The sequence below is a fragment of the Rhodococcus sp. NPDC077669 genome (assembly GCF_040686915.1).
In the GTDB taxonomy this organism is placed as follows: Bacteria; Actinomycetota; Actinomycetes; order Mycobacteriales; family Mycobacteriaceae; genus Rhodococcoides; species Rhodococcoides fascians.
Genome location: NZ_JBFBMD010000001.1, coordinates 430,820 through 456,266 on the forward strand (window position 1 = coordinate 430,820; position 25,447 = coordinate 456,266).

Genomic DNA, 25,447 nt, shown 5'->3' on the forward strand with positions numbered 1-25,447 from the left:
CCAATTCGATCGGGTGGTGGGCGGGAGCTCCGGGACTAGATGTCGATGTCGACGTCGCCGACGGCAACGGACACACAGAGCTGGATCTTCTTGTCGGATTCGGTGTCGGTCTCACCGGTCTTGATGTTCTTGGTGCAGCCGGACTTCTTCACCGAGGTGCAGGTGAAGCAGATGCCCATTCGGCACCCGTTGGCCGGCGACAGACCGGCTCCCTCGGCTTGTGCGAGCAACGTTGCACCGTCGTTCTCGGCGGCGACGTCACTTCCGGAGAACGTGGTGGTTCCCGTGACGTCGTCGCTCACGGTGGCGAAGGACGGTGTGAATTCCTCGAGGTGCAGTCGGTCGCCGAGCCCTGCGTCGTCGAAGAACGACGTCACGCCCTTCATCAGCCCGGGCGGACCGCACAGGAAGGTGTCCGCGTCTGCGAACCACGGTGCCACGGCGTCGAGGTGCTCCTTGCCGAAGAACCCGTGCAGGTCCCCGCCGGTCGTCTGCTCGGTGTACGCGAAGACGAGGTTCACGTTGTCGTGCTCGGCGGCGATCTTCTCGAGCTCCTGCTTGTACGCGACGTCGTTCTCGGTGTACGCGTAGTGCAGGAAGGTCAGGTCGCTGCTGTACCCCTCGTCCAGCAGCGACCTGAGCATGGACAGCACGGGCGTGATGCCGCTGCCGCCGCTGATCAGCAGCGTGCGCGCCGGGCGTGGCTGGGGAAGCTTGAACGTGCCGTCCGCCTGCGACAGGCTGACGACGAGGCCGACGTGGGCGTTCTTGTGCAGATACTGCGAGACCAGCCCCTCGGGGTGCGCCTTGATCGTCAGCTCGATTCGGCCGTCCTTGCGGTACTGCGAACAGGCCGGCGAGTAGCAGCGAGTCTGACGTACGCCGTCGATGACCACCCCGACCTGAACGAACTGGCCGGCCTGAAAGCCCTTCCACTGTCGGGTGGGGCGGATGGTGAGCGTCAGCGAATCTTCGGTGGACCGGTGTATCTCGGTCACTTCGCCGCGCAGATCACGAACGGTCGTCATGGGGTCGACCAGCTCCAGGTACCGATCGAGCGCGTGGGGCGTGGCCATTGCCTCGAACAGGGAAAGAAGCGAGAACTTGCGCGAACCCGTGGGTCGCGTCGGACGTTCTTGAAGCGTCATTCCATCCTCCCTAACCGGATCGAACCCTACGACCCATTCAGTGAACGATTGTGCACTAACATGAGTGTGACAGAGCGACACCGGTACCTGTCAACGTTTATGTGACCGCCATTACAGACCTCATGTGAAGTTCACGGGGACCGCGGAAGCAACCGGAGGGGAGATCACAGAGTGCCCGCCCATAAACTGGACGCCGTGACAGAACCGGGTACCCGCGCGGAGCGCAAGGAGCGCACGCGGCAGGCCTTGATCGACGGCACACTCGATCTGCTTCGCGAACGGTCGTTCGCGAGCGTGAGCCTGCGTGAGGTCGCGCGGTCCGCCGGCATCGTCCCCACCGCGTTCTATCGACACTTCGCGTCCATGGAAGACCTCGGGGTCGCGTTGGTCGAGGACAGCATGCGCATGCTGCGCCAGATGCTGCGCGACGCCAGACGCAACCCGAGTACCAAGACGGCCACCGAATCCTTCGGCATCCTGGTTCGTCAGGTCCGCAGCCACGAGGATCAGTTCCGCTTCCTCAGTCGCGAGCGCTACGGCGGAGTCACCGAGGTACGTCGCGCATTCGCCACCGAGCTCCGGCTGTTCGTCAGCGAGCTGACCATCGACCTCTCTCGCATGCCCGGTCTCGAACGATGGGACGTCTCCGATCTCGAGATGACGGCCGACCTCCTGGTCTCGACGATGCTGACGGCGGTGGTCGGTCTGTTGGAAATCGACCGACCGGGTAGTCAGAACGAGAAAGACCTCATCGAACGCACCGAGAAGCAGATCCGGATGATCATGCTGGGGATGAGCAAATGGGAACCGCGACGGGCTTGACCGTCGGGCACGAGCGCGAGCCGCGAAGGAGCATCATGACCACCGAGGTACACATCGGCGAGTACACGTTCGAGCTGGCGCAGGCAGGTCCCGTCGACGGCGTACCCGTCGTTGCGCTGCACGGCTTTCCACAGACCAACGCGTCGTGGTCGCGGGTGACCCCCGAATTGACGGCCGCGGGCTGCCGCGTCCTGGCCCCCAACCAGCGGGGCTACTCCCCCGGTGCCCGCCCGATCGGCGTCGAGCACTACCGCATCGAGCGTCTCACCGAGGACGTCCTCGGTCTGCTCGATGCCTTCGACCTGAACTCGGCGCACCTGGTGGGTCACGACTGGGGCGCTGTGGTCGCCTGGCATGTCGCCTCCGAGCATCCCGACCGCGTCCGAAGCCTCACTGCCGCATCCGTTCCGCACTCTGCGGCGTTCAACTGGGCCATTCGCGAGGACCCGGACCAGCAACAGCGGTCACAGTACTTCGGTTTGCTTCGCGAACCCGAGAAGGCCGAGCGAGTGCTGACCGAGAACGACGCGCAACGGCTCCGCGCGATGTTCGGGGCCGAGAGCCTGGACGACGAATACGTACGGCATCTGACGGTGCCGGGAGCACTGACCGCTGCGTCGAGTTGGTATGCCGCGATGACGCGGGAGTTCGCGAACCTACCTGCGGTGACGGTGCCGACCACCTACGTGTGGAGCAACGGCGACACCGCCATCGGTCGAGCCGGCGCGGAGCGCTGTGGCGAGTTCGTCGATGCACCGTACCGATTCGTCGAACTCGACGGCATCTCCCACTGGATCCCCGAGGAAGCCCCCGACAGACTCGCAGCCGAGATCTTGGATCGTATCGGGTCGGTCTAAACCTGTTCCGGGGCGCGAACTTTCAGCAATGCCAGCAGCCCGGCGGCGAGGACGATGATCAGCCCGGCGATACCTGCGCGGTCGGCGTCGAACATCCACACGAACAGCCCGAACAGCGAGGGCGCGAGAAACGACGCGGCCCGACCCGTCGTCGCGAACAGTCCGAAGAACTGACCCTCGCGCCCGGGCGGTGCCAGTCGGGCCAGGAAGGTACGCGCAGACGATTGCGCGGGCCCCACGAACAGGCACAGGATCAGCCCGAAGATCCAGAACATCGTCGGTCCCGACACGAACAGCAGAATGGTTCCGGCACCGATCATGGACGTGAGCGAGAAGACGATGACCTTCTTGGGTCCGATTCTGTCGTCGAACCGCCCGGCGACGATGGCACCGAGGCCTGCGATGACATTGGCGGCGACGCCGAACAGCAGTACGTCCGCCGCGCCGATGCCGTAGACGCTGACCGCGAGAACGGCTCCGAAAGTGAACACGCCCGCCAGTCCGTCTCGGAACAGTGCGCTGGCGATCAGGTAGTAGACGGCACGCCGGTCTGCGCTCCACAACTCGCGCACATCACGAAAGAGAACGCGATAGGACTCCGCGAAGCCGGCCTGTGCCGCCTCGGGATCGGCGATGGCCCTGGGTACTTCGGGAACTGCGAACATCACCGGGATGGCCGAGACCGCGAACCAGACGGCCGCCAGCACGGCGACGAGCCTGATGTTGAGCCCTCCATCGGTGCTCAGCCCCAGCAGGCCCCGAGTGTCGCCGTCCCCGACGATGAAACCGAGGTAGCCCAGAAGGAGTAGGACAATTCCACCGAAATAGCCCATCGCCCAACCGAATCCGGACACACGTCCGATATTGGCCGGGGTGGAGACCTGCCGCAGCATCGAGTTGTACGGAATACTGGCCAGCTCGAACATGATGGATCCGAGACCGAGCAGCAGCAGCCCGAGCCACAGATAGTGGTAGTCGTCCTGTACGAAGAACAAGCCGGCCATGGCCACGACCGTCAACGCGGTCAATAGCCCCAGCAGCCATTTTCTCTTGCCGCGGGCGTCGAAGTACTGCCCGCACACCGGTGCCAGCAGTGCGATTACGACGCTCGACAGCGCGATGGACCAGCTGAACCACGTGGTCGCCGAGATGGATCCGGGTAGGTCGTCACCGACGGCATCGGTGAGATACACCGAGAACACGAACGTGAGAATGACGGCATTGAACGCGGCCGATCCCCAGTCCCAGAACCCCCAGGCGGTGACCTGCTTACGCGTTGTGGCGACTCCGACGACAGCGGCCTCCGGCTGGGTTCCCATGGTTGCCAACACTAGCCCGCGACGGGCCCACGTTTGGGTGCACCTAGTTGCATAGTCACCACGTTGCATACATACTCTCGGGTGTGGCTTTGGAACACGCGATTCTGGTCTCCCTCACCGAGCTGAGCGGCTCGGGGTACGAGCTCGCCCGACGGTTCGACAAGTCCATCGGCTTCTTCTGGAGTGCAACTCATCAGCAGATCTACCGCACTCTGACGCGGATGGATGGAGCGGGCTGGATCACCGGCGAGGCAGTCGCACAGGACGGCCGTCCCGACAAGAAGGTCTATTCGGTCAGCACCGCGGGCCGCGCCGAGCTCGATCGCTGGATCGCCGCGCCGACCGATCCCTCGCAGCTTCGCGAGGAGCTCGCCGTGAAGATTCGCGGTGCGGCCAACGGTGACATCGAAGCGTTGAAAGTCGAAGTCGCCCGCCACCGCGACGTACATGCCACCCGTCTCGACGTGTATCGACTGATCGAGAAGCAGGACTTTCCGGCCCCCGCTGCCCTGACCGGTACCGCGCTGCATCAATACCTGGTGCTCCGCGGCGGGATTCGTGTCGAAGAAGGATTCACCGAATGGTGCACCGAGGTATTGGAGAAACTGTGAAGACCGAGCAGACCACTGGTCCGTACCCGATTCTGTTGTCGCCGTTGAACGTCGGCGCAACCACGCTGAAGAACCGCGTGATCATGGGATCGATTCACACCGGCCTCGAAGATCGCGCCCGCGACACCGGCCGCCTGGCTGCCTACTTCGCCGAGCGTGCCCGCGGCGGAGTCGCACTCATCATCACCGGGGGTTACGCCCCCAATCGCACCGGGTGGCTGTTGCCGTTCGGGGCCAAGCTGACCAACCGCATCGAGGCCCGTCGGCACCGCAGGATCACCACTGCCGTGCACCGCGAAGGCGGCAAGATCGCGCTCCAGATCCTCCATGCCGGACGCTATTCCTACCAGCCGCTGAGTGTGTCGGCATCGTCGATCAAGGCTCCCATCAATCCTTTTCGGCCCAGGCGATTGACCTCGAGGGGCGTTCGCTGGCAGATCAGAAACTTCGTGCGGTGCGCCCGACTCGCACAGAGCGCCGGCTACGACGGCGTCGAAATCATGGGCGGCGAAGGCTACTTCATCAACCAGTTCCTCTCCGAGCGCACCAACAAGCGACGCGACGAATGGGGTGGTTCCGCGGAGAACCGTCGCAGAATGGCAGTCGAGATCGTGCGGCAGATCCGTGCCGCCGTCGGATCCGACTTTCTCATCGTGTTCCGGCTGTCGATGGCCGACCTCGTCGAGGAGGGCCAGAGCTGGAACGACATCGTCGCCCTCGCCGAGGACGTGGAGGCCGCAGGCGCGAACATCATCAACACCGACATCGGCTGGCACGAATCGCGGGTGCCGACCATCGTCACCTCGGTTCCGCGAGCAGCATTCGCCGACATCACCGGCAAGCTCGAAAAATACGTGAGCATCCCCGTCGCCGCGTCCAACCGCATCAACATGCCCGAGATCGCCGAGAACATCCTCGCCCGCGGCGACGCGCAGCTGATCGCCATGGCCAGGCCGATGCTCGCCGATCCGTTCTGGGTCGAGAAGGCTGCTTCCGATTCCGCGGATCGAATCAACACCTGCATCGCCTGCAATCAGGCCTGCCTCGACCACGCCTTCGTACACAAGAAGGTCTCGTGCCTGGTCAACCCTCGCGCCGGTCGCGAGATCGACCTGCAGTTGTTGCCGACGAAGAAGACCAAGAAGGTGGCGGTCGTCGGGGCCGGGCCCGCCGGACTGTCTGCGGCGCTCACCCTTGCGCAACGCGGACACGCCGTCAGCCTGTTCGAGGCCAGGGGCGAGATCGGCGGCCAATTCGGTATCGCCCGTCTGATTCCCGGCAAGGAAGAGTTCGCCGAGACCATTCGCTACTTCTCCACCGCTCTGCGCGACGCGGATGTTGCGGTACACCTCGATACTCGGGTTACCGCCGCAGAACTCGCCGCGGGCGAATTCGACGAGGTGGTCCTGGCCACCGGTGTCACTCCCCGGATGCCGCAGATCCCAGGTATCGATCACCCGTCCGTGCTCTCGTACGCGGAACTGGTGCGCGACGGTAGGGCCGTCGGCGACCGGGTCGCGGTCATCGGTGCCGGCGGTATCGGCATCGACATCTCCGAGTTCCTCACCACCGACGCCTCCCCCACGCTGGACCTGAAGGAATGGAAGCAGGAGTGGGGAGTCACCGAGCCCGAGGCCGCGCCGGGCGCGTTGACCACCCCGGTGCCGGCCGCATCTCCTCGGGAGGTCTACCTCCTGCAACGCAAGCCGGGACGTATCGGGGCCGGTCTCGCGAAGACCACCGGGTGGGTTCACCGCGCAGCGTTGAAAGCCAAAGGCGTGCATCAGCTTTCGGGGGTGAACTACGAGAAGATCGACGATGCGGGCCTGCACATCTCGTTCGGCGAGAAGCACGAACGCCCACGCTTGCTCGAGGTCGACACCATCGTGATCTGCGCGGGCCAGGAGTCGGTCCGGGATCTGGTCGACGAGCTGAAGGCCGCGGGCACCACCACACACATCATCGGCGGTGCGGACGTGGCGGCAGAGTTGGACGCCAAACGGGCGATAGAGCAGGGCACCCGGCTCGCGGCCACGATCTGATCTGTCCGCTAGCCTGTCTCACCGTGAGCCTGCCCAAGCCCAGCCCCGATGCCCGCGCCGTCGTCACCGGAGCCTCCTCCGGTATCGGTGAAGCGCTGGCCACCGAACTCGCCACCCGTGGTCACTCGTTGATCGTCGTGGCCCGACGCGGCGAACTGCTCGAGGCGCTGGCCTCGAAGCTCACCGCCGAGCACGGCGTCACCGTCGAGGTGCGGGCGTCGGATCTGTCCAACCGCGAGCAGCGCCAGGAGCTGGTCACCGAGCTCTCCGAGCGTGAGATCTCGATCCTGTGCAACAACGCAGGCATCGCGACGTTCGGACCCGTGGCCGGGCTCGATCCCGCGTACGAGCGCGATCAGGTGGAGCTCAATGCCGTTGCCGTACACGACCTCACGTTGGCGGTCATGCCCGGCATGATCGGTCGCGGAGCAGGCGGCATCCTCATCACCGGTTCTGCGGCCGGCAACATGGCCATCCCCAACAACGCGACCTACGCCGCGACGAAGGCCTTCGTCAACACGTTCTCGGAGTCACTGCGCGGTGAGCTCGCGGGCACCGGCGTCAACGTCACCCTGCTCGCTCCGGGCCCGGTCCGCACCGAGACACCCGACCCGGCCGATGCGTCGATCGTGGACAAGATGGTTCCCGACTTCCTGTGGATCGACAGCGCCTACACCGCGAAGCTGTCACTGGACGGCCTGGCGAAGAACAAGATGCGCGTTGTGCCGGGTCTGCTGAGCAAGGGCATGTCGGTCGCCGGGCAGTACAGCCCGCGCAGCATTTCGGCACCGATCATCGGCAGCTTCTACAAGAAGCTGGGCAACTAGTACCCGAATCCTGGTCGTTCCGCGGGCTCCTCTCCCGACCGAGCAGGCTCAGCGCCGCCGACGCCGTCCGGTTCCGAAGATGCTGCGCGAGATTTCCCGACCGGCGGCCGAGGCAGCCGATCGAAGGAAGCTCTTGACCGCTGGGTTGCCCATGATGCGCTCGGCGGCCGAGGGCCCGTCCGGCTCATTCGGGGGTAGATCCGGCAGATCGGCGGGCAGCGGCGGAATGTCGAAATTCTCGACCGGAGCGGGCGCATCCACCACCCGTGCGTTCATGCGCTCGTAGGCGGACTCGCGGTCGATGGTCTCGCGGTACTTCACAGACAAAGTGCTCGACGACGCGGCGGCCGCAATGGCGTCGTTGCCGATGGTGTCCATCAGGGAGCGGGGCGGGCGAATCTTCGTCCACGCCACCGGTGTCGGCGCGCCTTTCTCCGAGAGCACCGTCACGATCGCTTCTCCGGTCCCCAACGACGTCAGTGCCTTCTCGAGGTCGTACGCGTCGGTCTTGGGGTACGTGCGCACCGTCTTGTTCAGTGCTTTCTGGTCGTCGGGCGTGAAGGCGCGTAGAGCATGCTGGATTCGCGCACCCAGTTGGGAGAGAACGTCGTTGGGGACGTCGGTGGGCAGCTGTGTGCAGAAGAAGACGCCGACGCCCTTCGAGCGAATGAGCTTGACGGTCTGTTCCACCTGCTGCAGAAAGGCTTTCGACGCGTCGGCGAAGAGCAGATGCGCCTCGTCGAAGATGAACACGAGCTTGGGCTTGTCGACGTCACCGACCTCGGGCAACGTCTGGAACAAATCGGCCAGTACCCACATCAGGAAGGTGGAGAACATCACCGGGCGTGACGCCTGAGCACCGAGCTCGAACAGAGTGATGACGCCTCGTCCGTCGGGTCCGACGCGGAGCAGGTCCTCGGTCTCGAGTTCCGGTTCGCCGAAGAAGGTGTCGCCGCCGTCGGCCTCGAGATTGGCCAAGGCGCGCAGGATGACTCCGGCGGTCGCCGACGACACACCGCCGATGCCTTTCAGGTCGGCTTTGCCTTCGTCACTCGTCAGATGCATGATCACCGACCGCAGGTCCTTGAGATCGAGCAAGGCAAGTCCCTGGGAATCGGCCCAGTGGAAGATCAGCCCCAGGGTCGACTCTTGAGTGTTGTTGAGCCCCAACACTTTGCTGAGCAAAATCGGTCCGAACGCGGTGATCGTGGCCCGCACCGGCACCCCGATCCCCTCGGTGCCGAGCGAGAGAAATTCCACCGGGTGTCCGGCGGGAGCCCAGTCCGTCAGGCCGGTGTCCGCAGCGCGGCTGCGGATCTTGTCGTTGTCTTCGCCCGGCGCGGACAAGCCCGAGAGATCTCCTTTGACGTCGGCCATGACGACGGGAACCCCTGCGGCAGAAAGCTGTTCGGCTATCCCCTGAAGCGTCTTGGTCTTGCCGGTTCCGGTGGCCCCGGCAACGAGACCGTGCCTGTTCAACGTTGCCAACGGAATACGAATGCGGGCAGCGGGGTCGGTGACACCGTCCAGAACGACGGTTCCCAGTTCCAATGCCGCACCTGCCGATGCGTATCCGGCGGCGATCTCGCTTGCTTTACCCTGCACCGCCGGTGCCGACCCTTGCTCTGCGGCACGCGCCTCGGCCTCGGCGGCGTCGGCCGCAGCCAGAGCTTCGGCAGCCACCCGTGCGGCTTCCACGGCCGCCGCTTTGGCCGCCTTCGCCTTCTCGGCAGGGCTGAGCGTGGGTGCCGGCTGCGTCGGGTCGCCTGTCATGTCCGCATCCTTTCGTGAACGTGCGCTGAAGCGAACGGGGTCGATCGCCACCGCAAACCCTAGTGGCTGTGGTGGGCGCACTACTGTGGAGCGAGTGCAGGACAAACTCGTGTGGATCGACTGTGAAATGACCGGCTTGGACCTGAGCAAGGACAAGCTGATCGAAATCGCGGCGTTGGTGACGGACAGTCATCTCAACATCCTCGGAGAGGGTGTCGACATCGTCATCCACGCCGACGACGATGCGTTGGCGAACATGCCGGCCGTCGTCACCGACATGCATGCCAAGTCGGGCTTGACCGACGAAGTGCGCGCATCGACGGTGACGCTGGAGGAAGCCGAGCAGCGCGTGCTGGCGTACATCAAGGAGCACGTCCCGGTGGCCGGAACTGTTCCGCTCGCGGGAAACTCCATCGGGACCGACCGTGGATTCATCTCTCGCGACATGGCCGCGCTCGACACCTACCTCCACTACCGAATGATCGACGTCAGCTCGATCAAGGAACTTTCCCGACGGTGGTACCCGCGGATCTACTACGGGCAGCCGGCCAAGGGCCTCGCCCACCGCGCCCTGGCGGACATCAAGGAGTCGATCAAAGAACTGCAGTACTACCGCCGGACGGCCTTCGTGGCTCCGCCGGGGCCCTCTACCAGCGACATCGCAGCAGTTGTTGCCGAACTCGACACGCAATCGGGGGCGGATTAGCAACCTCGGATTCAACCCGCTAGTATTGTCGACGCTGCTGATGCAGAGCCCGAAAAGGTTCTGCGGACGCGTGCAATGGTGGGCGTAGTTCAGCTGGTAGAGCACCAGGTTGTGATCCTGGATGTCGCGGGTTCGAGTCCCGTCGCTCACCCCACACGAAGAAGGCCGGTCTCCTCGCGAGACCGGCCTTTTTCGTGCATTCACTCCACCCTTCGCCAGGGTGTTCGAGCGGACGGTGCGTACCCACCCTGACCTCGAATTACGTTGTTGTAATTCACTTTTCGAGTTTCTTATGGGGTTTCTGTGACGTACGGTTACCAATGGCACTTTTGGGGAAGAAAAGTACCAACGTGATTCATGTGTTTTCTGCTACGTGAGTTCAGCGTGCCCCGAAGCGTCACCGAACATGCTCGACGCCCAGCTCGCACCCATCCGACGGGTGCACGGCGGGCAGAGACGAGGAGGCTTTTTCGTGGGTCGCAGAATGCACAGAGTCATAGCGGGTTCGATCTTGTCGGCAGCACTGTGCATCGGCACAACCGGCTTGCTCAGCCCAGCGGTGGCCACCGCTCAACCCACGATCGAATTACCTCAGATCCCGATCCCCCAGCCCGATGCGCAGCAGCGGGCCGCAATACTCGCCGCGGTGCTCGACGCCACCGGTGTGCTCATCAACCAGGTCGCGGCGATCGTTCTCGACGGCGACGTGCTGTCGGTGCCGGATACCGCAACTCCCGCGGATGTACCCGAGATCGAACTTCCGAGTGCGCCGCCCACGGTGGGGCTCGGCGGTGCCGTGCTTCCGATCGACGCAGGCAAATATCGCATCACTTCGGGTTACGGCGGACGCAACAACCCGACCGGCAACGGCGCGCAGTACCACCAGGGTGTGGACCTGGCTGCCGACAGCGGAACCCCGATCCATGCGGTGACCGGCGGAACCGTCGTTCAGGCCGGAGACGCGGGCGACGGCTACGGCAAGCTCGTTCGGGTCAAGAGCGGAAACACCGAGACCTACTACGGCCATCAGTCCAGCCTCGCTGTGTCCGTCGGTGACGAGGTGGCACCGGGAGATGTCCTCGGGGCGGTCGGCAGCACCGGCAATTCGACGGGACCGCATCTGCACTTCGAGGTCCGCAACAACGGCTCGAGCATCGAACCGGTCGCGTACCTGAAGACACTCGGGATAGATCCTTCGCTCTACCAGACCCGCGATCGAAGCTGATCCACCCGATCGATACCGATCAGACCGTGGTGGCGTTGCCCGCTTTCCACTCGTCCCAGGGAATGTTCCAGTCGCCGAGACCATCGGTGCCCGACAACGTTCCACCGACGGTGTTCTTGACCACGACGATGTCACCGCGCTTGGTGTTGTCGTAGACCCACTTGGCGTTGGTCGGACTGAGGTTCAGACACCCGTGCGAGGCGTTGGAGTAGCCCTGCTGCCCCACCGACCACGGTGCGGAATGGAAGAAGATGCCGCTGTACGACATACGCGTCGCCCAGTCGACCGGAGTGCGGTACCCGGTGGACGAGTTGACCGGCACACCGTAGGTCGACGAATCCATGACGAGATGCTCGAATCGATCACCGATGATGTAGACGCCGTTGTCCGTCGGGGTGGAGTCCTTGCCCATCGACGTCGGCATCGTGATGACGTCCTGGCCGTTGACGTTGAACGTCACCTGCTTGGTGTTGTCGTCCGCAGTGGCAATGACCGCGTCGCCGATCGTGAACGACGTCGTCGCATTCTCCTGGCCGTAGATGTCGTCACCGAGATCACGCCCGTACACGTTGACGGCCACGTCGACCTTGGTGCCCGGTGCCCAGTAGTTCTGCGGTCGCCAGCGAACCTCTTTGTTGTTCACCCAGTAGAACGCACCTTCCACGGCCGGCGTCGTGGTGACCGTGATCGCATTCTGGGCAGCAAGCTTGTCGGTGATCGCCTCGTCGAACTGGACCGCGACGGGCTGCCCGATACCCACCACGTCGCCCGGGTTCGGCAGAACGTAGGGCTTGGTGAAATTGCCCGGCTGGCTGGTGGTGAAGCTCGACACCGTGCTCGACGATCCTCCGAGACCGTACGCATCGGCCTGCACTCGATACTCGCGGTTGTAGCCGAGGGGTTCGGTGTTGGTCCACGACAGCCCGTCCGGAGCAATGGCTCCCGATACCGGCTCGCCATCGGGGTTGAGCATGGTGACCGAAGACAACTTGCCGTCGGCAACCGAGACGGTCACCGGGTCTGCGGGTGAGAATCCGACTGCTCCGTCGAGCACGCTCGCGGTCAGCTTCGGTTTCATCAGTTCGGTCATCGGATTGGAATCGATCGGAACGGAGGGTTCGGAGATGTCCGTCTGCGAGCTGCACCCGGACAGCACCGCCACCGAAGCGACAACTCCCACCGCGGCGAGAACGAATCCTCGAGACACCCTCATGAACACACCACTTCCCACTTCGAGCCCGACCCGGACGATTCTGCCAGCGCAGAATCCACACATTCCACTCGACAGCCCGTTCGACGAATAACGTTCGAGTACCAATCGCACTGCAGAAAGTTGGTGTTACCTCCCTGCCACACAGAGCGGTGCCGCGAACGCACATCACCGCATCGTTCGACGCCCGGTGAGGACAACGTCATATCCGGCTAACCGATGTGTAATGGCCGCGCACACTGCACCGGGCACTGTGGAAGCCATGGTCACCACGGTGAAGACGCTCTGCGCATACTGCGGCGTGGGATGCGGCATGGTGCTCGAGGTCGGTGGGCCGTCGGCGGCGAAGTCCCAGTCGAGCTCCCGGTCGACGCTGCCGATCGGGCCTACGGTCACCAAGTCGGTCGGCGACAAGACCCACCCGGCGAACTTCGGCCGACTGTGCACCAAGGGAAACACCACCGCAGACATGCTTGCTGCGCCGGGCCGCCTCGACAAGGCTCGGATTCGCCACCGGCGCGGTGACCGGCCGGAGAGTACGGACACCTCGGTGGCCATCACCGATACTGCCCGCAGGCTCCGCACGATCCTCGACGAACACGGACCCGATTCCGTTGCGCTGTACGTATCGGGGCAGATGTCGATCGAGGCTCAGTACCTGTCGAACAAACTGGCCAAAGGGTTCATCGGTACCAATCAGATCGAATCCAACTCACGATTGTGCATGGCCAGCGCGGGGACCGGCTACAAGCAGTCACTCGGAGCCGACGGTCCGCCGGGGTCGTACGAAGACTTCGACAACGCCGACGTGTTCCTCGTCATCGGCTCCAACATAGCCGACTGCCACCCCATCCTGTTTCTGCGAATGATGGACCGGGTCAAGGCCGGTGCGAAACTGATCGTGGTCGATCCGCGGCGCACCGCCACCGCCGACAAGGCGCACCTGCACCTCATGCTCGAACCGGGATCCGATCTGGCGCTGCTCAACGGCCTGCTGGCTCTGATCGTCGACAGCGGAAACACAGACCCTGACTTCATCGCCCAATTCACCGACGGCTGGGACGCGATGCCGGAGTTTCTTCGCGATTACACCCCCGAGAAGGTCTGCGCTGCAACCGGTCTCGCCGAGGAAGATCTGCGTGCCGCAGCGGAGATGATCGGGACTGCAGAGAACTGGATGAGCTGTTGGACGATGGGACTCAATCAGTCCACCCACGGCACCTGGAACACCAACGCACTGTGCAATCTCCACCTGGCGACGGGTGCTATCTGCCGGACCGGCAGCGGCCCCTTCTCGTTGACCGGTCAGCCGAACGCGATGGGTGGCCGGGAAATGGGATACATGGGCCCCGGACTGCCGGGCCAACGGGCGGTCACCAACGACACCGACCGCGCGTTCGTCGAGCAGGCCTGGGGAATCCCGCCCGGAACACTGCGCACCGACGTCGGTGGTGGAACCATCGAGATGTTCTCGAAGTTGGCTGCGGGCGACATCAAAGCTTGCTGGATCATCTGCACCAATCCTGTTGCGTCCGTGGCTAATCGAACAACCGTGATCGACGGTCTCGAACGTGCCGAACTGGTGATCACCCAAGACGCCTTCGCCGAGACCGAGACCAACCGATACGCCGATGTCATGCTGCCCGCTGCGCTGTGGACCGAGGCCCATGGCGTCATGGTCAACTCCGAGCGGAACCTCACGCTGTTCCAGCCGGCTGTCGAAGCACCCGGCGGAGCACTCCCCGACTGGAAGATCATCGCCGACATGGCCTGCGCTCTCGGCTATTCCGAGTCGTTCACGTACTCCAGCGCCGAAGAGATCTTCGAGGAGATCAAGCAGTTCTCGAACCCCGCCACCGGTTACGACATTCGCGGCGTCACCTACGACGGGCTCCGCGAGGGTTCGATTCAGTGGCCGTGCCCGCCCGAGTCGACTACCACCAGACACCCCATCCGGTACCTCAACGACGGAGTCAGCCAAACCCTGCGGGTGTCGGAGGACGGCTCGATTCCTGCCCTGTCGTTCCCCACCGCAAGCGGTCGAGCGCAGTTTCTCGCCCGACCCGCCATGGCACCGGCCGAAATGCCGGACGACGACTATCCGTTCCTGCTCAACACGGGGCGACTCCCCCATCAGTGGCACACCATGACCAAGACCGGCAAAGTCGCGAAGCTGAACAAACTGAACCCCGGCCCGTTCGTGGAAATACATCCGACCGATGCGGGCCGGCTCGATCTGTCCGACGGCGATACCGTCGAACTGTCGTCGCGTCGAGGCCGTGCGGTACTGCCCGCCGTGGTCACCGATCGAGTCTTACCCGGCGGCTGCTTCGCACCGTTCCACTGGAGCGACGAGTTCGGTGAATCCCTGGCGATCAACGCGGTGACCAATGACGCCGTCGATCCCTACTCGCAGCAACCCGAGTTCAAGGCCTGCGCGGTGTCGCTGACGAAAGTATCTGCTGCTCAATTGGATTCGCCCAATACGTCCGAGGACGTGCACGATCCGGTCGACGCTCTCGCCGTGTTGGTCGGCCGACCGAGCCGACCCGCAGAACCTTTCACCGTCATCGAGCAAAGTTACATGGCAGGCCTGCTGGAGGGACTTCGGACCGACGCAGGTCGCTCCGCGCCGGGAATCCCCACGTTGCCCGAACGGACCCCGCTGACTCCCGAGACGCACGCGTGGCTCGACGGTGTTCTCGCAGGCCTGTTCTCGCGCACTCCCCCGCCGGGCACCGAAGCAACCGCCGGGGACACCTCGTCGGCAGCGGGCAGACCACTGCTCCTGCTGTGGGCCTCGCAGACGGGAACTGCCGAGGAGTTCGCCCAGTCCAGTGTTTCTCATCTGCGAGCTGCTGGGTCTGCCGTCACCGAACACTCCATGGACTCGTTCACCGCAGACCGACTACCGGCCGAGGCCGACGTGTTGATCGTCAGCAGTACCACCGGAGACGGCGAAGCACCCGACAACGGCGCAACCTTCTGGGAGAGCCTGACAACCGATTCGGTACCCGCACTGGACGGAATCCGTTACGCCGTGCTGGCGTTCGGCGACTCGAGTTACGCAGACTTCTGCGGGCACGGCCGCAAGATCGACGAACGTCTCGAGCAACTCGGTGCGCGGCGACTACTCGGCAGGGTCGACCTCGAGCCCGACTACGAGAACGAGGCCGCCGAGTGGCTCGACTCGGTGAGCGCGCTGCTGGCAGGTGACTCGCCAACGTCCGACCCCACGACCGCGCCTGCGGCACCCGCACGTCGGCCTGCGGCCGCTGACGTAGAACCGCGGTACAGCAAGAAGTCGCCCCTCGTGACCACTCTCGTTCGGAATCGAGTGCTCACCGCACGCGGATCGCTCAAGGACGTCCGTCAACTCGGATTCCACCTTCCCGCGGGCACCCTCGAATACGAGGTGGGTGACGCACTCGGGGTCTGGCCTCGCAACAGTGACCAGTACGTGCAGGAGTGGCTCGGTGCCACCGGACTCGACGGTGACGCCGTCGTCGACTTGGCCGAGCACGGTGAAATGCCGCTCCGTACGGCGTTGGGTCGGCACCTCGAGATCGCCCGTGCCACACCGGATCTGTTGAAGTTCGTACACCGGCGTACCGCGGACGACGACCTCGAGGCCATGTTGCATCCGGACAACAGACACACGCTCGCCGACTGGATGTGGGGACGGCAATCGATCGATGTACTTGCCGCACATCCGGTTCGCGCGTCGGTGCACGATTGGCTCGGCGTTCTCAAGCCGTTGCAGCCGCGTCTGTATTCCATCTCGTCGAGCCCGAAGGAGAATCCCGAGGAGGTGCAGGTGACCGTCTCGGCTGTGCGATACAACGTGCACGGCGTCGCTCGACGCGGGGTGTGCTCGACGTATCTGGCCGACCATGCCGCCAACCATGACATCGGGATATTCGTACAGAAATCGACCCATTTCAAACCGCCCGAGGATCCCGCCACGCCGATGATCATGGTCGGTCCCGGCACCGGCATTGCACCGTTCCGGGCGTTCCTGCACGAGCGGCGCGCGCTCGGGCACACCGGCCCGAACTGGCTCTTCTTCGGCGAACAGCACGCGGACACCGACTTCTACTACCGCGACGAACTCACCGCGATGCTGAGCGACGGGTCGCTCGACCGTCTCGACGTCGCCTTCTCCCGGGATCAGAAGGACAAGGTCTACGTGCAGGATCGCATGCGCGAACACGGCAGCGAGCTGTGGAACTGGATTCACCGAGGTGCCCACTTCTATGTCTGCGGCGACGCGTCGAGAATGGCCAAAGACGTGGATGCGGCCCTGAAAGGCGTGGTCGCACAGCACGGGAAACTGGCCCCGAGCAGCGCCGAGGCGTACGTCAAGGCTCTCGCTGCGGAGAAGCGGTACGTGCGCGACGTCTACTGATCCGCAGCCACCAGCGGCGGGACAGTGCGCAGGAGGAAGGCGATTTGGTCTGCGACCACCTGCTCGAAGTCAGCACCGAGATAGATGTCGAAATGGCCTGCGTCGTAGGTTTCGATCTCGCCGAGCGGGGCTGTCCGGGCGTATCGCAGGGTGGCCTTCGCCGGTGCCACAGAATCCGTGTTGCAGACGACGAAGAGTATCGGGCAGCGGACGTCCTTCGCTCGACGTCCGGGCCGATGGCGCACGATCTGCAGCGCGAAGCGGGCGGCAACCCGATTGTGGAACGACTCGTCGGAGTCCGGAGCGAGCGCGAGGTACCCGTCGTAACTGTCGGGTGACGTCATCAATGCGGTAGTCCCCGGTCGTCCGGCGGTCGCCACCATCACCGGCGGCCGCCCGATCACCGATCCCAGCAGATCGCGCACGGCCCGCACGGACAATTTGACCGAGGTCCATGTGTTCGATGCGAGCCCGGAGGCGATGCCGTCGGTGAACGGACACTGCGCGACCACCGCGGCGACACGCTGATCCCGTGCTGCCGCGACGATGACGTGGCCACCGCCGAACGACGAGCCCCACAACACGATTCGCGAACCGTCCACGTCATGCCGACCCCGGGCGCACGCGATCGCTGCCGCCCAGTCCTGCAACTGGGACTCGATATCGAGCAATTGTCGCGGTCGCCCGCCACTGTCTCCGAAGTACCGATAGTCGAACACCAGGCACGCGTAGCCCTCGGCGCGAAATCGTTCTGCGTAGGCGTCGAGTCGCATTCCCCTTGTTCCGCCGAGACCGTGCGCCATGACGATCACCGGGGCCGGCTCGGTGCTGTCGGGCAGGTACAGCCACGCCGCACAGTCGACGCCGTTCGAGTCGAACGTGATGTCCTTACGATCAGGGACCGCGCCCCCCGGCTGCGAATGCATGGGCGAACCATAGCCCACGAACACCGGCAGCGGAATCGGTCGATCTACGGTGCCGAATGCTCCGCGGCGTAGGCATCGACGCGACCGTAGGCGATCTTGGGGGTCCAGTCTCTGCGAACCAAGCCGAAGTTCTGTTCGGTGTCGGCGGTGTCGGACCCGGCGTCTCGGAGACTGTAGACGTAAGCCGGCCCGAGCCAATCGTTGCCGAGGACGGCGTCGAGGACGATCCCGATGCTGTCCGATTGCACCTGCTCGCTGACGCTGTTGGGGTTGGTCCCGGTCGGTGCGCCGAATTCGGTGATCCAGATCTGTTTGCCACTGTCACCGCCGGCAACCATGGTGTCTCGCATCGACCACATCTTCATGGCGGTGTTCCATGACGCTGTGCTGGGGTCGTTGGGTAGGAACGGCCACGTGTAGGGATGCACGTTGAAGGCGTCGAAGTACTTGTTGGATCCTTGCGCGTACATCTTCGACAGGAACGACGTACCCGCGATGTTGCCGTTCGTGTCCTCGGACGGTGCCATCCCACCGACGAGCACGGTCGAACCGGGCTGCACCTGTTTGATCGCCGTGTAGGCCGCTCGAAGCAGCGCCGAGTACGCCGTGACGTCGGGAACGGGCTTGAAGAACGTCACGATGTTCGGCTCGTTCCATACTTCCCAGATCTTGATGCGGTTCTGGTACCGCTGAACCACCGTCTTGGCGAAAGCCGCGTAAGTGGACGGGTTTGCAGGACGGGAGTGAGAATCGTTGACCGCGGCAGCTACTCGCGCCCATCTGGGGGTGTAGGCGATGATCCCGTGCGGGCACATCCCGTGGGCCACGACGGCATCGATCACTCGGTCCGTTCGACTCCAATCGAAAGCGCCCCGTGTCGATTCGATTGCGGACCAATCGATGTCGAGACGAACCGCGAAGGCTCCCGCGGCTTTGGCAAGCGTCAGTTCGCGATCCAGATCTGCTGGGGAGAGGCTACCTACCGACGCGCCCGGCGAGACTCCGATCCGGATGGCGTCGGACTGCCCGCCACAGTTCACCGGACCGGCCTGAGCCCGCACGACGGGAGCTGCACCCACTGCCGGCGTCGCAGCGAACGGCAACACCAGAGCCGCAAGAACGGCCATCACCCGCAGAGGAGCATTTGCTTTCATCTGCGGGATGATAGCAACACCGGTAGGCTATCTTCGCCGAAACGGATTGTCATACGCTTTGTGGCAATTACGGCAACGATTCGGATTGACGCAGAATTCGACCCCGCAGTCATCGGTAGGACGACATTGCCTGTACTACCATATGCCCAATGACAACAGGATTTCCCGGTTTCGACGAGCGTCTCAACGAGTTACTCGCCCGGCAGGCGGAGAAATCCGGCCTCGGGACCGATGAATTCATTCGGCGGGCCGTGGTCGATCGACTCGTTCGTGAACTGTCCGACGATCAGGATTCCGAGGTCGGTGCTTTGCTCCGGGCTCTCCAGGCCGGCGCGGAGAAGGGCGTCGGCCCCGCCGAGGTGACCCGGGCGTTCGGTACCCCGATCGACGATCCCGACAGGCTGGCCGCAGTGGCTCGAACAGGTTTGATGGACACCGGTTCCGACGCCGGCTACGACCGGATCGTCGCGATGGTCGCCGATGCCTTGAGCGCCCCGTCGGCCGCATTCTCTCTGCTCGACGACCGACGTCAGTACTTCAAGAGTGCACTCGGACTTCCGTCGGAACTCGGTGGCGCGCAAGAGGTTCCTCTCGACGGATCCATCTGCCGCTACGCGATCGACCTCGGCCAACCACTGGTGGTGGAGGATGCGCGACTCAACGACGTCCTCAAGGACCATCCGTCGGTCCAGGGCAATCTGCTCGTGTCCTATCTCGGAGTTCCGCTCGTCGACGACGACGGCCATTCCGTGGGCACCCTCTGTGTGTGGGATCGACAGCCGCGGCAGTGGACGACCGGTCACATCCAGATTCTGCAGGATTTGGCCTGGATTATTCGCGAGCGAGTTTTCGAATAAAGGACGATTTCCCCGACGGGCATTAGCATTTTCGACCTACAACCGACTTCGAGTTTTTTTCATGAAGTCGACCGGGTGTCCTCTTTCCTGGCGGTATACATTAATTGGGATATTCAGGACCGACCTCATTCGAAACTAACCACCGGAAGAAGCCGTGCCCGAAACACTGGAATCACCGCATACTCGCCCGCGGGCTGCCGAGCCCGACGTCGTCGTAGCCCGTCGCACACTCGCGGACCGACTACGGGCCGATCCGTTGAACACCGCGATCAACGTCGCGGTCGACGTGCTCGGTGCCGCGGTCGCGGTGGCCGGAGCGCTGCTGTGGTACTCGGGCAGTCTCGTCGAGACCGGCTGGCTGCCATGGCTCTTCCTGCCGCTGCTCATCGGAATCATGGCCGGCAAGTCGATGTACAGGCGCAGCCTTCGTCGTAACTTCCTCGACGAGATCGGTCCGGCCGAAACGGCTGTTGCGTTCGCTGTGCTCGCGTTGACGGTGGTGATGTTCCTGTCCGACACCGACTACCGGCCCAGCGCGGTCGTGTTGCGACTGTGGCTACTCAGCGCATTCACGATCGCGATCGCCCGTCTCATTCGCATCGTCGTCCAGCGCATGCTGCGCACCAAGTTCGGCTCCGCGGCCCCCACCATCGTGCTCGGCAACGATCCGATTGCACACCAACTCGTCTCTCGCACACGACAATTCCCCGAGTACGGTCTCGCTCCGGTGGGCTACGTCGGCGAAGCCCCGATCGCCGACGTCTCGCCGGGGGGCGAGCTCCCCGATCTGCCGCACCTCGGACTCCCGAGTGATTTCGAGGCAATTGCGCGCAGGACCGGTGCGGAAGAGCTGATAGTTGCGTTCGCTCCGACAGAAGACCGAGTATTGGTCGGCGCGATCAGGACTGCGCACCGACTCGGAATGCGGGTGTGGGTGGTGCCCAGGCTGTACGACGCCGTCGGCGTCAACACTCGTGTCGAACACATCGGCGGCTTGCCGCTGATGGTGCTGCCGCACGTCAATCCCAAGGGGTGGCAGTTCGCCCTGAAGGGTGTACTGGATCGAGTCCTGACGGCATTCGGACTCCTGCTGCTCTCCCCCGTCTTCCTGACCCTGATGCTGCTCGTGCGCCTGAGCTCCCCCGGCCCGATCTTCTTCGCGCAGGAGCGAATCGGCCGTGATGGGTTGCCGTTCGACTGCCTGAAGTTTCGGTCCATGCGCCCCCCGCGGGCATCCGACGCGGCGTTCGAGCGGAAGGCCGGGGACGCACCCGGTGGCGTCGAGGGTGTCGACCGGAGAACGCGTATCGGAAAGATCATGCGACAGACCTCGTTGGACGAGCTGCCCCAGCTGCTCAACGTCCTTCGTGGTGACATGAGCTTGGTCGGCCCCAGGCCGGAGCGGCCCGAATACGTGGACCTGTTCGAGATGCAGATCCGTCGGTACGGCGAACGGCACCGGGTCAAGGCCGGCGTGACGGGATGGGCGCAGGTGCACGGTCTTCGGGGCCAGACCTCCATTGCCGACCGCGCGGAGTGGGACAACTACTACATCGAGAACTGGTCCATCTGGCTCGATGTCAAGATCCTGTTCCTCACCGTGCTGGCCGTTCTGAAACGCGCCGAGGACTGATCGTGGTCTACGCCGAACACCGCCACGTTCGGGTCACCCCGTGATCACGTACGTTGCGCTTGCTTTCGGCGCAGCGGTGGTCCTCGTGCTCGGCTGCGCGGTGGCATCGGCCATCTACCGCCGCCCGCAACGTGGAGTGTTGCTGTTGGCGGGATTGGTTCCACTGCACGGACTTCTGGTTCTCGTTCCCCTTCCCGGGATTGTGTCGGGCTGGAAGGAAGGCCTTGTCGTCTTCACGGTTCTGTGTGCGTGGTTACGCCGACCACGACATGTCCCCGGCTCGCCTGCGCGGGTGTTCGTGCCGTGGTGGCCGGCGGCCGCGGTCTTCGTCGTGTTCGGCAGCGTGTCTGCATTCGCCACGTTCGGAATAGTCGGTCTGTTCGGCATCAAGGTCACCTTCTTCTACGTTCTGCTGGTAGTCGTCATGTGGCTCGCGCCGTTCGACGCCAGGGACCGTGACCACCTCGTCTCGGTTCTGATGGGCATGGGTGTGTTCACGTCTGCCGTCGGCATCGCTCAACTGGTGGCCGGGCCCGCCGCACTGGTCTCGCTGGGTTACGAATACGGCACGCAGGTCCGAACATCGGGCGGTCTGCTGCGCACGTTCAGCACGTTCAATCTGCCGTTCCCGTTCGGGCTGTACGTGATGTTGGCGTTGCTCGTCGGCGGTGCGGTCGCACTGGCCGATCCGCGCCGTCGCCGAAACTTGTTGTTTCTGTGCGCGTCTCCGATGATGGTGGTCGCGATGTCCAGTTCGATCGTGCGTGGCGCGATTCTCGGGCTCGCGGTCGGGGTCATCTACTTGATCGCCGTGCGTTTTCGATACCTCGCCGCGCCGTTTGCTCTGGCGGCACTGGCCGTCGCCGTCACGGTCCCCTTCGTACCCAAGATCACGTCGGTCTTCTTCTCGTCCAGCAGTCTGGGTCAACGCGGTGACGGTTGGGCCAATATCATCGCCAGCATCCTGATTCATCCCTTCGGCACGGGTCTGGGATCGAGTGGGTCTGCCGCAGACCGCATTTCCACCGCCGAGGGCCGAGCGTTCACTCAATCTGGACTCTCGACCAATTACCAACCCGACAATTACTACGTGAAGGCCCTGCTCGAACTGGGGCCGATCGGCCTCTGGGCGGTGGTGGCACTGTTGGTGACGTCGTTGCTGTGGTGCACACGCCTGTCCCGGGCACTACGGGGCGACGACGGGGCGCTCGCTCTCGGTGTCGGCGCTTCGATCGTCGCCGCCATGTTCGCCAGTCTGGTCTCCACGTATTTCGAGATCTTTCCGATCGATGTCTATTTCTGGCTCTTGTTAGGAGTGGTGGGATGCGCAGCAGCGCAACACGAATCGTCTTCGGGGCGCTCGCCCTCAGGCCGGGCGGAAGTGGAGTACAGACCTACATTCGCGAGCTCCTGAACGAGCTACCGGATCGTCTGCCCGACGCGGATCTCACCGCGGTGGTGCAGCGCGACGCCGTCGGTGAGCTGCCGCCCTCGGTTCGGGCGATGGAACGGCCTGTCACCAGTGGTGCGGCTCGGGCGGTGCTCGGCGCACTCCCCGTCGGCCGGTGCGATGTCGTACACGGCCTGGACGTCGACCTTCCGTTTCTCACGAAGGCCTTCACAGTCGCCACGGTGCACGATCTTTCGGTCATCGACATGCCGTCGGCCTCCAGTAAATTTCGCGCGCTCGGTGAACAGAGACTGGTGCGGCGAGCTCTGCGCCGTGCCGATCTGCTCATCGCTGTCTCGCAGTTCACTGCCGACCGGATCAAGGCCGTCAGCGGCCGCGACGCCACCGTCGTCGGCCTGGCACCCGCAGCGTGGGCAGAAGTCCCCACCGACAGCCGAGTGGACGCAATTCGGTCCAAGTACGACCTACCGGACCGTTTCGTCATGCAGGTCGGAACGGTGGAGCCTCGCAAGAACGTTCAGCTGGTGGCCGACGCAGCGGAGAATCTGGGTATCCCGTGCCTGCTGGCCGGAGCCGGCTCGACCGGTCCCCACGCTCCCCGCAATTCCCGCGGGCTCGGGTACGTCGATGTCGAGGACCTGCCTGCCCTCTATGCAGCTGCGACCGTCACCGCGTACGCCTCTCGCTACGAGGGCTACGGGCTCCCACCCATCGAGGCCATGGCCTCGGGTGGCGCGGTCGTCGCCAGTGCAGTCGGTGCCCTCCCCGACGTCGTCGGCGACGGTGCCGTGCTCGTCGCATCGGAGAACGTGGACGACTGGGTGCACGCGATGAAACCCATCGCTTTCGACGCGGATGCACGCGCAGCCCTCGTCGGCGCGGCAGCCGACGCCTCTCGCGAGATCAGTTGGCGTCGAACGGCTGAGCTCACTGCCGACGCGTATCGAGCCGCGGGCGTGGTTTGATGTCGGACGAGCTCGCGCTCGACGGCACAGAGCAGCCCCCGGACTACCGCGCGATCGCAGCGGATCCGAAGGCCGCAGCCAAGGCGACGATTGCCGTTCTGATCAGCAGAGTGATCATCGCGGCGCTGGGCTGGGTCGGCAGTGTCGTCGTCGCGAGGTCCCTCGGAGCGGACGACTGGGGTCAGTTCAGTTTCGTCTTCGCACTGCTGGGCCTGATGTCCGTCGTCACCGACCTGGGAGTCGGACGCGTCGTGCTGGCGAAATTGATGGACGACGATCCCGAGGAAATCGGTCGAACCGCGTCGTCGTTTCTGGCCCTGCGTACTGCCCTCGGACTGGTGGGTTACGTACTGGCCGTGGCATACGTTCTCCTGCTGCAGTATCCGAGCGAGGTGGTCCTCGCGACGGTGCTGGGTGGACTGGTGGTCGTGTTCGCCACACCGGGCCACGCCTTGAGCGTCCTCTTCCAGAGTCGTCACCGGCTGATCCTGGTGGCGGTGGCCGAAAGTGCCGGTCAGGCAATCCAGTTGGCTTTGACCGTGTTGGCGGCCGTGCTCGCTCCCACCCTGCTGATCTTCGTGCTGCCGGCTGTGGTCAACGAAGTGTTCAAACTGATCACCAAGGGGTTCGGCATCGGCAACCGTTCCATGGGGTTGCGACCGTCGAGGCACATCGAGGTGCGCCGCTGGGGTCCGTACCTGAGGGAGGCCGTGCCCCTCGCCATCGGCTTCGCCCTCACCATTGCCATGCTCAAGATCGACATGCTGATGCTCAGCCTCCTCGACACGTTCGAGGCCGTCGGTCTGTACTCGATCGGCTACAAATTCTCCGACATGATCGACACCTTCGTGTTGGCGGCAGTGGCACCGATCAGCACCCTGCTCGTGGCATCGTGGCCTCACGACACCACTGCATTTCGAGCGCGCACCCGTTCGGCCGCACTGCTGTTCGCAGTCTTCGGTGCAATGGCCGTGGCGGCATTCGTACCGTCGGCCGAGCCGTTGATCGGCCTCCTGTACGGCGACAGATTCGTGGACGGAGCGCACGCGGCCCGGCTGCTCGTCATCGGCGCGGCACTGATGTCGTTGGTGATGCTGGGCATCTTTCTGCTGGCCTCGGCCGGGATGCAGCGTCACTACCCCGTGGTTGCGTTGGTCGGCCTGGCCCTGAACATCGGATTGAACGTCGTGCTGATCCCACGGATGTCGTACGACGGAGCTGCCATCTCCACGGTCGCGACGATCGGAACCACCCTCGTCCTGCTGTGGATCGTGATAGCGCGAAGCATGCCCATCCCCGGACTACTTCCGGTGCAGTCCCTTTCGGTCGTCGTCGTGATCACCGCGGCCGTCACAGTCGGCGGCTGGCTCCTGGTACAGCACTACCCCGGCCTGTGGCTGCTCATATCCGTCGGGGCGGCATTACTGGTCGCGACCTCGCTCGCCGCGTTCGTTGCCATCGGAGTCGTCGAGTCACCGATGCCGGGATCAGCCGAGAAAGGACGACACCGTGCGCACGTGCAGTGAGAAGCGGACACACAACAGACGAATCGC

19 protein-coding genes and 1 tRNA gene are annotated in these 25,447 nt (G+C 64.1%); 14 read left to right on the plus strand and 6 right to left on the minus strand.

Translation table 11 applies throughout. From position 1 onward, the window contains the following. Positions 1-35 precede the first annotated feature (35 nt). Positions 36-1,148 carry a ferredoxin reductase gene (locus AB0P23_RS02060; RefSeq protein ID WP_283541618.1) on the minus strand — a complete coding sequence of 371 codons (1,113 nt, stop codon included), beginning with the start codon at positions 1,146-1,148 and terminating at the stop codon, positions 36-38. 195 nt (positions 1,149-1,343) lie between these two features. Here AB0P23_RS02060 and AB0P23_RS02065 point away from each other — a divergent pair, with 195 nt between their 5' ends. Next, positions 1,344-1,970: a TetR family transcriptional regulator gene (locus AB0P23_RS02065; protein ID WP_027497609.1), complete on the plus strand. Its 627-nt coding sequence runs from the start codon at positions 1,344-1,346 to the stop codon at positions 1,968-1,970. 35 nt (positions 1,971-2,005) lie between these two features. Continuing rightward, positions 2,006-2,827, plus strand: a complete 822-nt coding sequence (locus tag AB0P23_RS02070; protein ID WP_363796681.1) for an alpha/beta hydrolase — start codon at positions 2,006-2,008, stop codon at positions 2,825-2,827. On the opposite strand, the gene AB0P23_RS02075 is transcribed toward AB0P23_RS02070, so the two are convergent. Then, on the minus strand, positions 2,824-4,146 hold the full coding sequence (locus AB0P23_RS02075; protein ID WP_206498221.1) for an MFS transporter: 1,323 nt from the start codon (positions 4,144-4,146) through the stop codon (positions 2,824-2,826). The two genes, AB0P23_RS02070 and AB0P23_RS02075, sit on opposite strands and share 4 nt — an antisense overlap. Before the next feature lie 83 nt (positions 4,147-4,229). Here AB0P23_RS02075 and AB0P23_RS02080 point away from each other — a divergent pair, with 83 nt between their 5' ends. The 3 genes from AB0P23_RS02080 to cmrA are packed head-to-tail and all read left to right on the plus strand — an operon-like array spanning position 4,230 to position 7,626. Beyond that, a complete protein-coding gene (locus AB0P23_RS02080) occupies positions 4,230-4,757 on the plus strand; it encodes a PadR family transcriptional regulator (RefSeq protein WP_045194555.1) in 528 nt (175 codons plus the stop codon). After that, positions 4,727-6,799, plus strand: coding sequence for an NADPH-dependent 2,4-dienoyl-CoA reductase (locus tag AB0P23_RS02085; RefSeq protein WP_363796684.1), 2,073 nt, complete (start codon positions 4,727-4,729; stop codon positions 6,797-6,799). The genes AB0P23_RS02080 and AB0P23_RS02085 overlap by 31 nt, the downstream gene beginning before the upstream one ends. A gap of 23 nt (positions 6,800-6,822) precedes the next feature. After that, positions 6,823-7,626, plus strand: coding sequence for a mycolate reductase (gene cmrA, locus AB0P23_RS02090; RefSeq protein ID WP_283541615.1), 804 nt, complete (start codon positions 6,823-6,825; stop codon positions 7,624-7,626). Between the two features lie 48 nt (positions 7,627-7,674). Here cmrA and AB0P23_RS02095 read toward each other — a convergent pair whose 3' ends face one another. After that, positions 7,675-9,399 (minus strand): helicase HerA-like domain-containing protein, encoded by a 1,725-nt coding sequence (locus AB0P23_RS02095; RefSeq protein WP_283541614.1) that lies wholly within the window; start codon positions 9,397-9,399, stop codon positions 7,675-7,677. A gap of 94 nt (positions 9,400-9,493) precedes the next feature. Between AB0P23_RS02095 and orn the strand changes: the two genes are divergently transcribed. The 3 genes from orn (at position 9,494) to AB0P23_RS02110 (ending at position 11,330) form a co-directional block, all read left to right on the plus strand. After that, positions 9,494-10,105, plus strand: a complete 612-nt coding sequence (gene orn, locus AB0P23_RS02100) for an oligoribonuclease (RefSeq protein WP_283541613.1) — start codon at positions 9,494-9,496, stop codon at positions 10,103-10,105. 78 nt (positions 10,106-10,183) lie between these two features. Beyond that, positions 10,184-10,259: transfer RNA gene (locus AB0P23_RS02105), tRNA-His, on the plus strand. Between the two features lie 357 nt (positions 10,260-10,616). After that, complete coding sequence (locus AB0P23_RS02110; RefSeq protein ID WP_231578205.1) at positions 10,617-11,330, plus strand: M23 family metallopeptidase; 714 nt, start codon at positions 10,617-10,619, stop codon at positions 11,328-11,330. Between the two features lie 19 nt (positions 11,331-11,349). On the opposite strand, the gene AB0P23_RS02115 is transcribed toward AB0P23_RS02110, so the two are convergent. Then, the gene (locus tag AB0P23_RS02115) at positions 11,350-12,543 is read right to left on the minus strand and encodes an Ig-like domain-containing protein (protein ID WP_032370364.1); all 1,194 of its coding nucleotides are present in this window, start codon (positions 12,541-12,543) and stop codon (positions 11,350-11,352) included. Between the two features lie 223 nt (positions 12,544-12,766). On the opposite strand from AB0P23_RS02115, the gene AB0P23_RS02120 reads away from it, so the two are divergent. Continuing rightward, positions 12,767-16,948 carry a bifunctional nitrate reductase/sulfite reductase flavoprotein subunit alpha gene (locus AB0P23_RS02120; RefSeq protein WP_363796688.1) on the plus strand — a complete coding sequence of 1,394 codons (4,182 nt, stop codon included), beginning with the start codon at positions 12,767-12,769 and terminating at the stop codon, positions 16,946-16,948. Here the strand turns inward: AB0P23_RS02120 and AB0P23_RS02125 are convergent. After that, a complete protein-coding gene (locus AB0P23_RS02125) occupies positions 16,942-17,874 on the minus strand; it encodes an alpha/beta fold hydrolase (protein ID WP_363796690.1) in 933 nt (310 codons plus the stop codon). The genes AB0P23_RS02120 and AB0P23_RS02125 overlap by 7 nt on opposite strands. Before the next feature lie 44 nt (positions 17,875-17,918). Then, positions 17,919-19,028 (minus strand): endo-1,4-beta-xylanase, encoded by a 1,110-nt coding sequence (locus AB0P23_RS02130; RefSeq protein WP_032389276.1) that lies wholly within the window; start codon positions 19,026-19,028, stop codon positions 17,919-17,921. 149 nt (positions 19,029-19,177) lie between these two features. Between AB0P23_RS02130 and AB0P23_RS02135 the strand changes: the two genes are divergently transcribed. The 5 genes from AB0P23_RS02135 to AB0P23_RS02155 all read left to right on the plus strand — a co-directional run bounded on the left by AB0P23_RS02135 (position 19,178) and on the right by AB0P23_RS02155 (position 25,420). Beyond that, entirely contained in the window at positions 19,178-19,885 is a 708-nt protein-coding gene (locus tag AB0P23_RS02135) for a GAF domain-containing protein (protein WP_032389277.1), read from the plus strand. A gap of 154 nt (positions 19,886-20,039) precedes the next feature. Further along, a complete protein-coding gene (locus tag AB0P23_RS02140; protein ID WP_230590990.1) occupies positions 20,040-21,518 on the plus strand; it encodes a sugar transferase in 1,479 nt (492 codons plus the stop codon). Positions 21,519-21,558: 40 nt separating this feature from the next. Beyond that, a complete protein-coding gene (locus AB0P23_RS02145; protein WP_094717969.1) occupies positions 21,559-22,932 on the plus strand; it encodes an O-antigen ligase family protein in 1,374 nt (457 codons plus the stop codon). Further along, a complete protein-coding gene (locus AB0P23_RS02150; protein WP_363796693.1) occupies positions 22,842-23,894 on the plus strand; it encodes a glycosyltransferase family 1 protein in 1,053 nt (350 codons plus the stop codon). The genes AB0P23_RS02145 and AB0P23_RS02150 overlap by 91 nt, the downstream gene beginning before the upstream one ends. Next, on the plus strand, positions 23,894-25,420 hold the full coding sequence (locus AB0P23_RS02155; protein ID WP_363796695.1) for a flippase: 1,527 nt from the start codon (positions 23,894-23,896) through the stop codon (positions 25,418-25,420). The genes AB0P23_RS02150 and AB0P23_RS02155 overlap by 1 nt, the downstream gene beginning before the upstream one ends. Positions 25,421-25,447: the final 27 nt, after the last annotated feature.